Source organism: Candidatus Pelagibacter sp. HIMB1521 (assembly GCF_052047875.1).
GTDB lineage: Bacteria > Pseudomonadota > Alphaproteobacteria > Pelagibacterales > Pelagibacteraceae > Pelagibacter.
This window is the reverse complement of record NZ_JBNAIZ010000007.1, coordinates 1-16,132: the sequence shown is the minus strand read 5'-3', so window position 1 is coordinate 16,132 and position 16,132 is coordinate 1. Positions and strand designations below refer to the sequence as shown.

17 protein-coding genes and 1 pseudogene are annotated in these 16,132 nt (G+C 29.4%); 9 read left to right on the top strand and 9 right to left on the bottom strand.

Annotated elements, in window-relative coordinates; translation table 11 throughout:
* Window positions 1-13: 13 nt before the first annotated feature.
* The gene (locus tag ACTTA5_RS03610) at window positions 14-526 is read left to right on the top strand and encodes a gamma carbonic anhydrase family protein (protein ID WP_440648001.1); all 513 of its coding nucleotides are present in this window, start codon (window positions 14-16) and stop codon (window positions 524-526) included.
* 11 nt (window positions 527-537) lie between these two features.
* Window positions 538-828 carry a DUF1330 domain-containing protein gene (locus tag ACTTA5_RS03605; protein ID WP_440647999.1) on the top strand — a complete coding sequence of 97 codons (291 nt, stop codon included), beginning with the start codon at window positions 538-540 and terminating at the stop codon, window positions 826-828.
* A 45-nt stretch (window positions 829-873) separates the two neighbouring features.
* On the opposite strand, the gene ACTTA5_RS03600 is transcribed toward ACTTA5_RS03605, so the two are convergent.
* The 5 genes from ACTTA5_RS03600 to ACTTA5_RS03580 form a co-directional block, all read right to left on the bottom strand.
* On the bottom strand, window positions 874-1,986 hold the full coding sequence (locus tag ACTTA5_RS03600; RefSeq protein WP_440647997.1) for an ABC transporter ATP-binding protein: 1,113 nt from the start codon (window positions 1,984-1,986) through the stop codon (window positions 874-876).
* Window positions 1,987-1,995: 9 nt separating this feature from the next.
* Window positions 1,996-3,420 carry a mannitol dehydrogenase family protein gene (locus ACTTA5_RS03595; protein WP_440647995.1) on the bottom strand — a complete coding sequence of 475 codons (1,425 nt, stop codon included), beginning with the start codon at window positions 3,418-3,420 and terminating at the stop codon, window positions 1,996-1,998.
* Complete coding sequence (locus tag ACTTA5_RS03590) at window positions 3,421-4,233, bottom strand: carbohydrate ABC transporter permease (protein WP_262589038.1); 813 nt, start codon at window positions 4,231-4,233, stop codon at window positions 3,421-3,423. It lies immediately after the preceding gene.
* Window positions 4,234-4,235: 2 nt separating this feature from the next.
* On the bottom strand, window positions 4,236-5,096 hold the full coding sequence (locus ACTTA5_RS03585; RefSeq protein ID WP_262589039.1) for a carbohydrate ABC transporter permease: 861 nt from the start codon (window positions 5,094-5,096) through the stop codon (window positions 4,236-4,238).
* 77 nt (window positions 5,097-5,173) lie between these two features.
* Entirely contained in the window at window positions 5,174-6,481 is a 1,308-nt protein-coding gene (locus ACTTA5_RS03580; protein ID WP_440647993.1) for an ABC transporter substrate-binding protein, read from the bottom strand.
* 150 nt (window positions 6,482-6,631) lie between these two features.
* Here ACTTA5_RS03580 and ACTTA5_RS03575 point away from each other — a divergent pair, with 150 nt between their 5' ends.
* A complete protein-coding gene (locus tag ACTTA5_RS03575) occupies window positions 6,632-7,579 on the top strand; it encodes a sugar-binding transcriptional regulator (RefSeq protein ID WP_440647991.1) in 948 nt (315 codons plus the stop codon).
* A gap of 8 nt (window positions 7,580-7,587) precedes the next feature.
* On the opposite strand, the gene ACTTA5_RS03570 is transcribed toward ACTTA5_RS03575, so the two are convergent.
* The 4 genes from ACTTA5_RS03570 to ACTTA5_RS03555 form a co-directional block, all read right to left on the bottom strand.
* Complete coding sequence (locus tag ACTTA5_RS03570) at window positions 7,588-8,502, bottom strand: ROK family protein (protein ID WP_440647989.1); 915 nt, start codon at window positions 8,500-8,502, stop codon at window positions 7,588-7,590.
* A gap of 103 nt (window positions 8,503-8,605) precedes the next feature.
* Complete coding sequence (locus ACTTA5_RS03565) at window positions 8,606-9,430, bottom strand: inositol monophosphatase family protein (protein WP_440647987.1); 825 nt, start codon at window positions 9,428-9,430, stop codon at window positions 8,606-8,608.
* Window positions 9,431-9,602: 172 nt separating this feature from the next.
* A complete protein-coding gene (locus ACTTA5_RS03560) occupies window positions 9,603-10,232 on the bottom strand; it encodes a flavin-binding protein (protein WP_440647985.1) in 630 nt (209 codons plus the stop codon).
* 3 nt (window positions 10,233-10,235) lie between these two features.
* On the bottom strand, window positions 10,236-11,111 hold the full coding sequence (locus ACTTA5_RS03555; protein WP_440647983.1) for an NAD(P)-dependent oxidoreductase: 876 nt from the start codon (window positions 11,109-11,111) through the stop codon (window positions 10,236-10,238).
* Window positions 11,112-11,122: 11 nt separating this feature from the next.
* Here ACTTA5_RS03555 and ACTTA5_RS03550 point away from each other — a divergent pair, with 11 nt between their 5' ends.
* The 6 genes and pseudogenes from ACTTA5_RS03550 (at window position 11,123) to ACTTA5_RS03525 (ending at window position 15,976) form a co-directional block, all read left to right on the top strand.
* Window positions 11,123-12,331: an MFS transporter gene (locus ACTTA5_RS03550; protein ID WP_440647981.1), complete on the top strand. Its 1,209-nt coding sequence runs from the start codon at window positions 11,123-11,125 to the stop codon at window positions 12,329-12,331.
* A gap of 45 nt (window positions 12,332-12,376) precedes the next feature.
* Window positions 12,377-12,757: pseudogene (gene rpoZ, locus ACTTA5_RS03545) on the top strand (DNA-directed RNA polymerase subunit omega); the annotation flags it as partial.
* A 180-nt stretch (window positions 12,758-12,937) separates the two neighbouring features.
* Entirely contained in the window at window positions 12,938-13,930 is a 993-nt protein-coding gene (gene dusA, locus ACTTA5_RS03540) for a tRNA dihydrouridine(20/20a) synthase DusA (RefSeq protein ID WP_440647979.1), read from the top strand.
* Window positions 13,914-14,756: a sulfite exporter TauE/SafE family protein gene (locus tag ACTTA5_RS03535; RefSeq protein ID WP_440647977.1), complete on the top strand. Its 843-nt coding sequence runs from the start codon at window positions 13,914-13,916 to the stop codon at window positions 14,754-14,756. The genes dusA and ACTTA5_RS03535 overlap by 17 nt, the downstream gene beginning before the upstream one ends.
* Before the next feature lie 2 nt (window positions 14,757-14,758).
* Complete coding sequence (locus ACTTA5_RS03530; RefSeq protein WP_440647975.1) at window positions 14,759-15,160, top strand: HIT domain-containing protein; 402 nt, start codon at window positions 14,759-14,761, stop codon at window positions 15,158-15,160.
* 129 nt (window positions 15,161-15,289) lie between these two features.
* Complete coding sequence (locus ACTTA5_RS03525; RefSeq protein WP_440647973.1) at window positions 15,290-15,976, top strand: methyltransferase domain-containing protein; 687 nt, start codon at window positions 15,290-15,292, stop codon at window positions 15,974-15,976.
* The last annotated feature ends 156 nt before the right edge of the window (window positions 15,977-16,132 follow it).

Below are 16,132 nucleotides of genomic sequence, written 5' to 3'. Positions count from 1 at the left end.
GAATATATAAATTATGTTTTATGATTTAAAAGATAAAAAACCAAAAAACTCTGGCGAAAATTGGGTAGCTCCTAATGCAACTATAATTGGAGATGTTACATTAGAGAAAAATACAAGCATTTGGTTTAATGCTGTTTTAAGAGGTGATATAGAAAATATTCATATAGGTGAGGGATCTAATATTCAGGATGGTAGTGTTTTACACACAGATCCTGGATGCCCATTAAAAGTAGGAAAAAATGTTACTGTAGGTCATTTAGTGATGCTTCATGGATGTACCATTGGAGATAATAGTTTAATTGGAATTGGTGCAGTAATTTTAAATAATGCAAATATAGGAAAAAACTGCATCATTGGAGCAAAAGCACTAATAACCGAAAACAAAATTATACCCGATAATTCTTTAGTATTGGGATCACCTGGAAAAATTGTAAGAGAAGTGACTGAAGAAGAAAAAAAAGCTGTAGAGGAAAACACTAAACACTATCAAGATAACTGGAAGAAGTATTCAAAATCAATATTTTAAAGGAGAAGATTATGTCAGCAGGATATGTGATTGCACAATTAAAGGTAACAAATCCAGAAAACTATAAAGAATATGTAGCAAAAGTTACAGAGGTTGTAAAAAAATTTGGTAGTGAGTATCTAGTTAGAAATGGTGAATACCAAGTAGTAGAGGGTGAAGATAATTTTCCAAGATTAGTAATCATTAAATTTCCATCATATGAAAAAGCTTTAGAATGGTATCACTCTGATGAATATAAACCAGTTAAAGACATTCGTCTTCAAAACTCTGAAGGAAGCAATATTATAGTTAAAGGTATATAAAAAATTACGTATTTTTTGACCAATCAATTTATTATCAGATAAAATTTAAATTCTATTTTTTCCTTCATCAAAAAAACAAACTTTATTTAAATCTATATACAAAGTAATTTCTTTTTTTATTTCAAAATTTACAGTAGATGGAAATTTACCTAAAATCTCTTGATCTTCAAAATTAAAGGTAATTATTTGTTCGTGACCAACATATTCAGCTAATTTTGGTATTACTTTAATCTCTGCAAAATAGTCTTTTTTTATATTATTAATCGCATGTTCTTTTTTAAAGAAAAAGTGTTCTGGTCTAAATCCAAGCAAGGATGTTTTTTCTATATTATTTTTATTTTTCCAATCATCAGATAAATTAAATTTAGAATTATCATCGCCATTGGTAGGTAAAAAACTTATATTTTTATCATTATTCATAATTTTACCACTGATAAAATTCATTGATGGAGAACCCACAAAATCTGCAACAAAAACACTTTTTGGGTTATTATAAATTTTATCCGGAGTATCGTATTGCTCTATTTTACCATTATTCATTAATGCAATTTTTGTTCCTAAAGTCATAGCTTCTGTTTGGTCATGGGTAACATAAATCATTGTAGTTTGTAGATCTTCATGTAATTTTTTTAGTTCTCTTCTCATTTCCACTCTAAGCTTTGCATCTAGATTTGACAAAGGTTCATCAAATAAAAAAATCTTTGGATCTCTTGTAATTGCACGGCCTATAGCAACTCGTTGTCGTTGACCTCCTGATAATTGTTTTGGTAATCTTTGAAGGTAATCTTCTAATTTAAGTATTTTTGCAGCTTCATTTACTTTTTTAATTATTTGATCTTTAGGTGTTTTTCTTAATTTTAGACCTAAAGCCATATTCTCGAAAACTGTCATATGTGGGTACAAGGCGTAAGATTGAAATACCATTGCAATCTCTCTATCTTTTGGATCTAAGTTATTAACAATTTTATTATCAATATAAATTTCACCTGAGTTTATTTCTTCTAAACCAGCTATCATTCTAAGCACTGTTGATTTTCCACTACCGCTTGGCCCAACTAAAACTGTAAAAGATTTGTCTTCAATATCTATATCTACATCTTTTATAATATGAAGATCACCATAATATTTGTTTAAGTTTTTAATCTTAATATTAGCCATTTAATTATCTCATCTTTTATTTTTAATTTTTAATTTTAATATTTCCTTAAATTTAGGAAACTGAGTAGGTAGGTCTCCCCATAAATCTTTGTTAGTGCAAAACTCGTCAATCATATCATCTTCAAGGAAGTTTTTTAACCAATCCCATTTTGGATCAATATAATTAAATTCTAATTCTTTATTATAAACTTTTTTCATAAAGATATACCAACTAGCAATAGCTGTAATTGAATTTACAGGTTCAATATTATTTTCAAAACATTTTTTTATAGTGGGTATTATAAAAATTAAAAATTTACTTGAACCATCCATGCAAATTCTCTCTAACGCATCACTAATATGACTATTCTGAAATCTATGAGATATTGTTTCTAAATATTTATTTAAATTTATTGGCTTTATATTACCCAATGCTGGGATTATCTCTTTATTTTGTAAATTATCGAAAAAAGATTTTAGATCCTCATGATTAAAACATTCATCAAAAGTTTTTAAACCTTTGAGTGCTCCTAGATAAGCCAAACAAGTATGGCCTCCATTTAAAATTCTAATTTTAGTTTCCTCATAATCAAATACATTTTCTGTAAAATTAACATTTTCAATTTTATCAAGATCAGGAAATGGTGCCGCAAAGTCTTTTTCTATTATCCATTGAATGAAATCTTCAGATAAAACAGTGCAATCTTCTTTAATATCAAAATGATCTTCAATTTCTTTTGATAATTTTTCCGGTGATCTTGGTGTAATTCTATCAACTACACATGGTGGGAAAGAAACATTTTTTTTAACCCAGTTTATTAAATCTTTTTCATTAAAGAGTTCTAAATATTTTAAAAAAGCTTTTTTTAATATTTTTCCATTCTCTCTTAAATTATCACAACATAAAATTGTAATTGGTTTATTAATTGAATTTTTTCGTTTATTTAGAGCAATTCTTAAATAAGAGTAAAGTGAATTAGTAATTTTACCCATTATTTCATTTTTAATAACCTCATGATTAATATCTAATTCAGCGTTATCAGTTAAAAAATATCCTGTCTCTGTAACAGTAATGGTGACTAAATGTATATTTTTATTTAAAAGAATTTTTTCTGATTTTTCCTTATCTGAATTCCAATCTAATAATTCAACAATTGATTTTATTTCTCTAAATACAATCTCTTCATTTGGTGAAATTGTTTTTAAAACATAATTTCCATTTCGTTTTTTTAGATTTGTTAGAAAGTTAGTAGTTTCGGATAGTAAATTTAAACCTACAATTCCCCAGCTGTAATTACCTGTGTTTTCCATAAATTGATCAATAATATTTGCTTGATGTGATCTATGAAAATTTCCTACACCTATATGCAATATTCCAGCTTGAATAGAACTTTTATCAAAATTACCTTTAATTAATTTAGGATTATCTGTTTGATTTTTTATTTCCAAAGACATTTATTTAACAGCTCCAAAAGTTAATCCTCTGACTAATTGTTTTTGAGTAAACCATCCTAAAAATAAAACTGGTAATACTGATAGGGTAGAGGCAGCCGAAAGTTTTGCATAAAATAAACCTTCTGGACTGGAATAAGATGCAATAAATGTTGTTAAAGGAGCAGCATCAATAGATGTAAGATTTAAAGTCCAAAACGCTTCATTCCAAGCTAACACAATGCATAACAAAGATGTTGATGCTATTCCAGGTAACGAAAGTGGAACCAAAACATAAAGTATTTCTTGAAGTGTACTAGCACCATCTATCCTCACAGCTTCTAAAATCTCATTAGGTATTTCTTTGAAATATGAATATAAAAGCCAGATCATGATTGGCAAATTGACAAAACATAAAACAATAACAATTCCCAATTGAGTATCTAAAAGAGAAAAGTCTCTAAATATTAAATAAATTGGGATTAACACTCCAACTGGTGGCATCATCTTTGTTGACAAAATCCACAGAAGAGTTCCTTTAGTTCTCTTAGTTGGATGAAAAGCCATTGACCAGGCTATCGGTATTGATAACACTAAACCTAAAATTGATGAACCAAATGAAATTATTACAGAGTTTTGTGCAAACTTTAGATAATTACTTCTTTCTTGAACAATCCCGTAGTTTTCTAACGTTGGCTCAAATGAAAAAAATAAAGGTGGTATTGCTACCGCATCTATTTCAGTTTTAAATGATGTAATTATCATCCATAAAATAGGAAAGAAAATTAACAGAGAAAACAACCAAGCAAAAAAAGTAATAATAATTTTTTTTTTCATATTTATTGTAAATTTTTTCCAATCATTTTAACTAAAAAGAATGCTGCGATATTTGCGAGTATAACAACAACAACACCACCTGCTGAAGCAATACCAATATCAAATTTTAACAAGGCTTCGGTAAATACTAAGAATGCTAAATTTGTAGTAGCTAAACCTGGCCCACCTGTTGTAGTAACAAATATTTCGGCAAATATTGTTAGTAAAAAAATAGTTTCTATTAATATGATTATCGCAATCGGTCTTGATAAATGGGGCAGTATAACATACCTAAAAGCTTGGAAGTTATTTGCTCCATCTAGTTTAACAGCCTCAAGCTGATCTTTATCAACTGATTGTAAGCTTGTTAATAAAATTAGTGTTGCAAAAGGAGTCCATTGCCATGAAACAATTATTATTATTGAAATCATTGGAACATGAGTAAACCAATCTATAGGCCCAAGACCAAATAAAGATAATAGCCACGCAAACAATCCTGATACAGGATTCATAAATAAGTTTTTCCAAATTAATGCACTTACTGTTGGCATAATGAAGAAAGGTGCTATTGCCAAAACTCTCGCTAAACCTCTACCAAAGAAATTTTGGTTCAATAAAACTGCAAATCCTGTGCCGAATAATATTGAAAAAATTAATACAGAAAAAACTAAAACAAAAGTGTTCCACAAAGCTTCCAAAAAGGCAAAATCTGTTAAAAAATATTCATAATTTAATAAACCAGTAAACTCTCTTACATCTGGATACATCAAGCTGTATCTTAAAAAAGAAAAATAAATGGTCATCCCTAGAGGCACTGCCATCCAAATAAATAACAAAGTAATAGTTGGATAAGAGGTTAATTTGGGAACTAAATTACTTCTCATAGATGTTGATGATTAAGGTTTTATTATAAAGGCCACTAATTTCATAGTGGCCTTTAAATATAATTAAAGCTTAGTTATTATTTAGTATAACCAGCTTTCTTCATTTCTTTTGCAGCAATCTTCTGCGCATTTTTCAATGCTTTTTCTACAGTGATTTTTCCTGCTAAAGCTGAAGAGATTTGTTGAGATACTGAAGTTGCAATTCCTTGAAACTCAGGAATAGCAGCAAACTGTACACCCATGTAAGGTTTTTTCTTCAAAGTACCATTAAATGAAGGGTCTGCTGTGTTAATGGCATTTAAAGTCATCTCAGCAAATGGTGCTTCACTTAAATAAGTTGGGTTTTGATATAACGACGTTCGAGTACCAGGAGGTACATTTGCCCAACCTTCTTTAGAAGCTACAAGCTCTAAGTAATCTTTGGAAGTTGCCCAATCGATAAACTTAGTTGCTGCATCAACTTTTTTTGATCCACCAGGAATAGCTAAAGACCATGCCCATAACCAGTTTGAACCTTTACAAGTTACAGCACATGGTGCTTGAGCAAATGCCATTTTGTCATGTACTTTTGATTGATCAGGATTTGTTACAAAACTTGCTGCAACTGTCGCATCAATCCACATTCCACATTTACCTTCGTTCATCAATGCTAAGTTTTCATTGAAACCATTTGATGATGCACCTGGAGGCCCATAGTTTTGAAGTAAATCTACATAAAACGATACCGCAGCATTCCACTCTGGACTATCCATTTGTGGGTTCCAGTTTTCATCAAACCATCTACCACCAAATGCATTAGCTACAGTTGTTATGAAAGCTCCACCTTCACCCCAACCAGGTTTACCTCTTAAACAAGCGCCGTATACACCGTCGTTGCCTTCAGTGATTGCTTTAGCAATATCATAAACTTCTCCCCATGTTGGTCTTTGAGGCATAGTCATTCCAGCTTTAGCAACTAAATCTTTTCTATACATAATCATTGATGACTCACCATAGAAAGGAGCTGCATAAAGTTTTCCATCTATAGACAGACCACTTCTGATTGCTGGTAAAAGATCATCTACATCATACGAAGCGCTAAAGTTAAGTTCATTTAACCAACCTTTGCCTCCCCAAATTGGAACTTCATAAGTACCAATTGTAAGTACATCAAACTGACCACCTTTAGTAGTAATGTCAGTTGTAACTTTTTGACGTAGAACGTTTTCTTCTAATGTAACCCACTCAACATTTATTCCTGTTTTAGAAGTGAATTCATTTGTTAACCCTTGCATTCTAATCATGTCACCGTTGTTTACTGTTGCTACTTTAATTGTTTCAGCAATAGCAATAGTCGAAACGAATAGTGTGATGATAGAAGCAATAGCAGTTCTAATTATATTCATATTTCTCCTTGTTAGTTTATTAATGAAACCTAATCACAGTTGGTTATGAAAATCAATATATTTGCTCAAGTTCGATCAAATACTCAAAATGAGTAAATTAGTGCAACTATTAATTGAAAAAGATTTTTTAAACGATATAAGAATTCTATAATGAATATATCAAAAGTACACAAAAACGATAACGCAGCGAGAGCTGCCTGGATGTATTATATTTATAAAATGAACCAAGATGAAATAGCAAAGACCATGGGAATTTCAAGACAAAGAGCTCAAAGATTAATTTCCTTAGCAGTCAATGAAAATTTAGTTAATTTTAAGATAAATCACCCAATAGTTTCATGCCAAGAATTATCTTTGGAATTAAAAAAAAAATTTAACCTAATGAATGTTGAAGTTGCCCCAAATGTTTCTAATAAAATAGACAAATTAGATGGGATAGTGAATTTGGCATCAAAAACTATAGATACTTTTTTGATGGCAAAAAAGTCTATGAATTTAATTTTTGGTTCTGGATTAATTCTTTCAAAAGTAGCTGATAAACTTTCACCAGTCACTTGCTTACAGCATAAAATAGTATCAAATATTGGCAATCATGGTCCAGATGGTCTTGAACCACCTTATTTTGTACTAGGTAGAATCAGTCAAAATGTAGAGTCTAATTTTTTTCCTTTCACAGTTCCTATCTATTCATCTAGCAAAGAAGTTCAAAAATTTTTTTTGAATTATTTACCTGTTAAAAAAACAGTAAAATTAATTAAAAATTTTGATGCTTGTTTTTTATCTATAGGTGGATTTGGATCCAAAAAAACAGCAGGCTTATTAAGAGACTCTTTAATAGATGATGACAAATATCATTTAATGAAATCAAAAGGTGTAGTGGGACAAATTAATGGCGTGTGTTTCGATGAAAATGGAAAAATAATAAAAAATATTGATAATTATATTCCAATGTCTATTCTTCCAGACGCAAATTTAAAGAAACCAGTAATTGCATTTGCAGGAGGATCAGATAGGGTTCTTGCAATAAAAGCAGCATTAAATGGTAGGCTTGTAAATGGTTTAATTACAGATGAAGTGACAGCAGAAAAACTATTATAAATTAAAAATTATTTCCACAACCAAGCAGCTCCTCTTACTCCACTGGAATCACCATGTAAGTTTTTTAAAACTTTGGTTTCTATTTTTTTTGCAAAAGTATATTTGGGGATTAATGGAGGAATATTTTTGTACAATCTTTCAATATTTGACATTCCTCCACCCAAAACAATTACGTCTGGATCAAAGATACCTACCATTACAGCCATTAATCTTGCCATTCTATCCTCATATAAAGAAAATTCTAAATTAGCACGATCATCGTTATTTTTATCAAGTTCAACAATTTCTGTTGTCGTAAAATTTGTATTATGTTTTTTATTAAAAATTTCAGTGAAACCTGTTCCTGAGATGAATTGCTCTGCACACAAGGGTCTTCCACAATTTCCAGAAGGGCATTTAACATTTAGTTTATTTTCTTCGTCAGTTGGATAGGGTAATGGTTGATGACCCCAATCTCCAGCAATTTGATTTGATCCCTCAATAATTTCTTTTTTATAAGATAAACCTCCTCCAAAACCAGTTCCAATTATGACACCAAATACTGACTGATAATCTTTACCAGCACCATCTATAGCTTCTGATAAAGTTAAACAATTGGCATCATTCATCAACTTTACTTTTCTTTGTAATGCAATTTCTAAATCTTTTTCAAATGGTTTGTCATTTAACCATAAGGAATTAGCATTAGTGATTAATCCAGTCTCTTTTGATGAAAAACCAGGTATTCCTAGACCCACTGAACAAGTTTGTTCACTAATTGCATCAAATTCACTTACTAGTTTTTTTACAGTTTCGATTCCTGAAATATAATTTTTGTCATACAAATATCTTTTTCTCTCAATTTGTTTCCCATCTTGATCCAAAAGAATGCCCTCTATTTTTGTACCACCATAGTCAATACCGATCTTAAATTTTTTAGACATATAGATATTAATAAACTAAAATTTGGATTTTTGAATTAGTAATTAATTAAAGTGATGCTTGGGAGAGAAAATTTAAGGGTAAAAAAAACAATCCAAGCATCACTTAATTATTTATTCCTCCAGGAATAAATTCAGATAACGGTTTTAAATAACCGAGCATTTTATTATGAATAATTTTATTTGAACTTACTAAAATAGTTCCTGCTTCCTTTGGATCCTTGTTACTCCAAGTCGAGGCAATCCCTCCTGAAGCTTTAATTATTGGTATTAAAGCATGAATATCCCAAATTTTATTTACACATTGAATAACAGAATCTATTTTTCCCTCACAAAAATTCACATAACTTAGGGCATCTGACGATGGAAATTGCATTAAATCTAAAACTTTAAGAATTTTTAGTTGTTGATCTAAAGATAACCAACCATGAAATTCTCCTGCTAATTTCATTTGGTTAAATGTGGATTTTTTATTTGCTCTAAGTTTTCTTTTTTTTCCATTTTTTACAACATAAGCTGTGTTTGCGCTTTGATTAAAATAGTATTTATTTAACTCAGGAAAATTAGCCAAACCAAATTGTGGGTTTCCTTTATAATTTAATGAAATTAAATTTGACCACGTTGGATTTCCAACAACAAATGATTTGGTACCATCAATGGGATCTATAATCCAAGAATAATCACTTTTTTTATTTTTTGTTTTAAATTCTTCACCTACAATGCTGTGACCAGGAAATCTTTTATTTATTTTATTCCTAATAAATTTTTCAAATGCTTTATCGAAACTGGTTACAGGATTAAATTTTCCTGATTTATTTTTGTTTTTAACATTTATATTTGAATTAATTATTTTTTTATAAAATATATTTAAATCAACAGCTAATTGGTTCAAAAACTCAGGATATATTTCATGTGTTTTATTGCTATTCATATTTACATTCAAAAATACAGCATAAAACTATATTGATCAATAAAATTGTACTTTTGCTCATTAACGAGTAATTACTCAAAATAGGCTATAAATTGAAAAATTAATTTATCAAATTTAGTAAAATTTGATCTTTTATTCTAAAATTGATAATTAATTTAAAATAATATGTTCTTTAAGGTACAAGCCAATAATCTCTTGAGATTGTGTTTTCTGAACCAAGGTTGTTTTCAAAATCAAATCTAGCTCGTCGGTGACCTTTAGCAGCCAAATATAACCATTCTATTGATTTTATTTTGCACTGAATAACTGTAAAGTTTTTGTAACCTTCTTCACTTTGTTCTTTAGTGTAATCAAAATTATTAAGTTCAGGTTTCAGTCCAGATGTAGGTATGTCAGACTCAGTTCCTGGTCCATTATCAACTAAATAACATTTTCTAGATATGTGTTGGGTTTTTGACCAAGATTCTTTAGTAACTTCGTTATTATGATTAATAGTACACTCTACTTTTAGCCTAACCTGAATTTTTTCATCTTTATCATAAAATAGCATTGCTGCATTTTTGTTAGATTTTAATTTTTCAATTTTATCTGAACGAATGTCACTATGAAACTGAACTAAGTTATTAGATTGATCTGATTTTCGAAGAACTACAATTCTACCATCTAAATCAGATTGGCTACCACATATAAATACAGGTATTCTAAAAGGCGAGCTTCTGTCTTTGATAGCATTATTTAACATAGACCAAATTTTCTTTTTGATCTCCTTAAAGTCCTCATAATAAGGAACAGTTTTAGTCACAAATTATTTTTTCTTTTTTAATCGAGCAATAAGTGCAGAGCTATCCCAACGGTTACCACCCATTTCTTGTACTTCGGCATAGTAACCATCTATGATTTCTGTAATTGGCACAGGCGAACCATTTCTTTTTGCTTCTTCAATTGCAATTTTTAAATCTTTTCTCATCCAATCAATAGCAAACCCATAATCAAACTTATCATCAGTCATAGTTCGATATCTATTTTCCATCTGCCAAGACTGTGCCGCACCTTTAGATATAGTTTCCATTACTTTATCCATATCTAAACCTGCATTTATTCCAAAATTAATTGCTTCTGATAAACCTTGAACTGCTCCAGCTATACACATTTGGTTCATCATTTTAGTCAGTTGTCCACTTCCACAAGATCCAATTAATTTTACTTTTTTACTGTAGCAATCAATTACTGGCTCTGCTTTTTTAAAAACTTCTTCATCACCACCAACCATTACAGTAAGTATTCCACCTTCAGCACCAGACTGACCTCCAGATATTGGTGCATCTAAAAAATCAAAACCTTTATCTTTTGCAGCTTTATATAATTCTCTAGACACTTCCGCAGACACAGTTGAGTTATCAATAAATATTGATCCAGCTTTTGCTGTGTTAAATAATCCATTCTCTCCTGTAGCTACTTCTCTTAAATCATTATCGTTACCTACACATGTAAAAATAAAATCTGCACCTTCTGCTGCCTGAGCAGGAGTGTCAGCCATTTTACCTTTGTATTCACCAATCCATTTTTCAGCTTTTGATTTTGTTCTATTAAAAACAGTTACATTGTGTCCAGCTTTTGATATATAACCAGCCATAGGGTAGCCCATAACCCCAAGCCCTATGAAAGCAACATTACAAGTCATAATTTTTATCTATGTTTAAAAGTTTAAGTTTAAAAGTAATTTTATTTGGTTTTATTTTTACATTTTTTTCAAGTTTTGGACAGAGTTATTTTCTTGGTTTGTTTAACACTAGTATTAGAGAAGCTCTTTCTATATCTCATGGACAATTTGGTTCAATTTATGCTTCCGCAACTTTATGCAGTAGTTTTATTTTAATATGGGTTGGAAAAAAAATAGATGATTTTAGTGCAATTAAATTTGCATATTTTGTAATTATATCATTAAGCATATCTTCATTTATATTTTCTAAAATCAATTCAATAGTTTTTTTATTTTTAGCAATTTTTTTAATGAGGTTATTTGGTCAAGGGTTAATGTCTCATACTGCTAGTACTACAGTTTCAAGATATTTTGATAAATCAAGAGGAAAAGCATTAAGTACTTCTTGGTTAGGTTTGTCATTAGCAGAATTTATTTTACCAGTTTTAATAGTATATTTTTTGACATTCATACATTGGAGAGAGTTGTGGGTAGGATTTTCTTTAATTATTATTTTATTTCTCCCTGTCGTCTCAATGTTCTTAATAAATAATTTAAATATTAATTCTAGAGAGTCTGACAATAATAATAATTCTCAAGAGGATACAATCAAACAATGGACTAGAGGAGAAGTATTAAAAGATTATAAGTTTTATATTATTTGTGGGAACTTATTAGCAATGCCATGGATTTTTACAGGCTTTGCAGTTTTTCAGTCTTTTGTTCAAATTTCTAAGGGGTGGGGTCCATATGTGATAGCTCAATCTTTTATGGCCTATTCGATATGTTCTGTTTTGACTTTATTTATAACTGGTATTTTAATAGATAAGTTTTCAAGCAGGAAATTATTAATTTTTACAAACATTCCTATGTTGATTGCTGCTTTGGTATTGATAGTTTTTGATCATCCGATCGTTTCATTTATTTTCTTAGGATTATTGGGAATGACAAATGGTTTTGCAAATGTTTTAGGTACATCTACATGGGCAGAATTATATGGTGTAAGATTTATTGGAGGAATAAAAGCTATGACTTCTGCTTTAATGGTTTTCTCCACTGCTTTTGGAACTGCTTTGTATGGATTTTTAATAGACAAAGGTTTTGTTATCGAACAAATTGCCACTTTTTCAGCAATATACGTTGGATTTATGCTTGTGCTTTTATTAATGATAAAAAATAAGTTAAATCCTCATTATTTATAAAAAATATCCCTTGATTTTTTAAGACTCACTGTGTAGATACTGCGCATGGCTAGAGTTACCGTTGAAGACTGTATAGATAAAGTAGAAAGTCCTTATGAATTAGTTTTAGTAGCTAAAGAGAGAGCTACTCAGCTTAATGCTGGTTTAGAACCAACAATAGATAGGGATAATGATAAAAATACAGTGATATCTTTAAGAGAAATTGCTGAAGAGAAAATCAAAGTATCGGATTTAACTGAAAGCGCTGTTTACAAACTTAGAAAACACGTTGAACAAGTTGATGACGGGGTAGAGGATGATGAAGATATTGGTGATGATTTTGAAAATCTTTACAAAGGAGAAATTTCAAAAAGTGGAACTCCAATTTTACCATCTAAAAGAGCAAGAAAAACTCCAGAAAAAATTCAAGTTTCAAAGGAAGATTTAGCTGAATTGTCTGAAACAGCCACACCTGAGATTGATGCTTCAGTTGGTGAAGAAACTATGAACGAACAGGGTGAAGTTTCATTAGATGAAGTTTCAGAGTCAGAAAATCAAGAAGCAGATGTTGCTTCTGAAGATCCGGAAGCTTCAAACTCATAATAAAATAATATAAAGTCTTAGTTTATGAATAGGTTGGTATCAGTTGCTCCTATGATGGACTGTACAGATCGTCATGAACGATATTTTCTAAGACTAATATCTAAAAATATACTTCTTTACACTGAGATGGTTGTCGATGAAGCAATTAATAGAGGTGATAAAAAAAAATTACTAGAATTCAACATTAATGAAAAGCCAGTTGCACTTCAATTAGGTGGATCTTCACCTGATTTACTTGCGGAGGCAACAAAAGTTGGAGAAGACTTTGGTTACGATGAAATTAATTTAAATTTAGGTTGTCCAAGTAGAAAAGTGGAGAAAAATAGATTTGGCGCTTGTTTAATGAAAGAGCCAAACTTAGTTGCAGATTGTTTAACAGAGATGAAATCGAAAACTAAATTACCTGTAACCATAAAAACTAGAATTGGATATGACAATGTCGAAGATTATGAAAACTTGCATAATTTTATATCCACTCTAAAATCTACAGGTGTTAAAACTTTTATTATTCATGCAAGAAAGGCTATGCTTGGTAAGTTTACACCTAAACAAAATCTAAATATCCCACCTTTAAAGTATGAGTTTGTTTATAAGTTAAAAGAAGATTTTCCAAATGAGGAAATAATAATAAATGGAGGAATAACCTCTGTTAATCAAATTAAACCTCATTTAGAAAAAACAGATGGAGTTATGATTGGAAGAGCTGCTTATCATACACCTTATTTGTTAGCAGATATAGAGAGAGAAATTTTTAATAATGAGGATATTCCTAGTAGGCAAGATGTTATTGAGCAGTTAATTCCTTATGTAAAAGACGAATTAAAAAAAGGAACTCGTTTAAACCAAATCATGAGACACACATTAGGTTTATTTCACGGTCAATCTGGTGCTAGTCATTGGAAAAGATATTTAAGTGAAAATATGTGCGTGAGAGATGCTGATGTAAAAAAAATTGATCACATAATGGATAAAATTAAATACAACAATGTCGATATGAGAGATGGTCAATCTGCTTAGTTCAATCTTCGCAAATGAATATATCTATATAGTTTTATTAATGGTTTTGACTGCAATTCCAGTTGGATTTGTGGCTGGCCTTTTTGGTATCGGCGGAGGTTTAATAACTGTCCCGTTTCTTTATTACATATTTGGTAAACTTGAAATTGATCAAGCTTATATAATGCACTTAGCGGTAGGAACTTCTTTTGCAATAATAATTCCAACATCAATAGTTTCAGTTTTAACCCATCATAAATTTAATTCAGTCGATTTTAATGTAGTCAAAAGCTACGGTATTTTTGTAGTTGCAGGAGTTGTTTTGGGAACAATATTTGCTGCAACTTTTAAAACAAAATCATTAGTACTTTTTTTTGCGATCGTAATCTTTCTTTTAGGAATTTATTTACTTACGATTAAAGAAAAGGAACAGAGTATAATATCTGAAATGAAATTGTATTTAAAAATAATACTTGGTGCGATTGTTGGATTTATTTCAGCTATAACAGGTATAGGTGGTGCTGTTATGAATGTACCAATCCTTAAATTTTTTGGTTATTCAATTAATAAAGCAATTGGAAGTGCTGCAGCGATTGGTTTTTTAATTGCTCTATTTGGTGCCACAGGTTTTTTTATTTCAGGAAGTTATTTAAAAACAAATTTACCATTTAGTATTGGATTTTTAAATGTACCAGCTTTTTTAATCTTCATTCCGATTACAACTTTTATGGCAAGAATAGGTGCAAGAACAGCTCACAGAATAGATAAAAATAAAATTAGTAAATTACTTGCTATTTTCTTACTATTCGTAGCAGTTAAGTTTTTCTACGAATATATTAAATTATAAGCATGTCGTTTAAGTTAAATAGGAAATTTTTAAAGACTTCACATCATCTTATTGATCTTAAATTATGCACTATTAGGTTAAACGATAATTCTAAATTTCCATGGATAATACTAATTCCCAAAAGAAATAAGATTACTGACATAAGCGATCTTAATTCTAAAGATCAAACTCTGCTAATGAAGGAAATTGTTTATGCAAGTAAAGTAATGAAAAAATTATTTAAAACTTCAAAACTTAACGTAGAAAAAATTGGAAATATTGTTCCTCAGTTGCATATACATATTATTGCTAGAAGTATAAAAGATAGTTCTTGGCCATTATCTGTGTGGGTTGTTAAAGAAAAAAATTACTCAAAAACAGCTCTAAAAGTAATAGTTGATAAATTAAGAAAAGCTCTAAAATAAAAAGAGGTGACTTCAGTCTCCCTCCATCACCTCGATAGTAGAATTACATGATTCGAGGAGAACAAAAATCACTTAATAATTGAATTTTGAAGTTTTTTAAAATTTTAAAATCAGTATTATTTAAAAAATATGAATAAGAAAACAGATTATGAAGGATGGGAACTTGATTATTTTGATAAGGCTAAAAATTTTAGAAATTATCAATGGAGTTTGTTTGGAAATTTTGTGAAAAAAAATATTCTTGAAGTAGGACCAGGAAACTGTGTTTTCTTAAAAGAATATTATCCAATCTCAAACAAAATTCATTTATACGAACCTTCGGGCAAAATTAGAGAAAAATTAAAGGAAAGAACTAAAAAATTTAAAAGAGTTAAGATACTTAATAAATATAATACTTTAAAATATGACACTATAATTTATTTAGATGTGTTAGAGCATATTGAAAAAGATAAAAAAGAAATCTTAAATGCATATAAAAAACTTAAAAAAAATGGATTTTTAATTATAAGTGTTCCAGCTTTTCAATATTTATTCACGGATTATGACAAAAAAATAGGACATTACCGCAGATATGATAAAAAAATGTTTAAAGAAATCTTATTTGATTTAAATATTAAAAATTATAACACAAGTTATTTTGACTCTATTGGATATTTTTTAATTTTATTTTCAAAATTTCTTAATTTCTCTGATAAAGTTAATTTAGAATCTAGTATTAAATTTTGGAATATAATGATTCCTTTATCAAAAATTTTAGATATTTTCTTAAAACTATTTATTGGTAAATCATTAATGGTGATAATTAAAAAAGATTAATTGCAAATTTTTTTAATTTCGGTTTGTGAAATTTGTTTTGTATAACTTTTCATAAAACTGTCACACCAGATGTTAAATCTATTTTCTTTATAATATCTTTCTTTGTTATATTTTTCAGGACTGATTATTATAGGAAGAATTAATATTATTAATAAG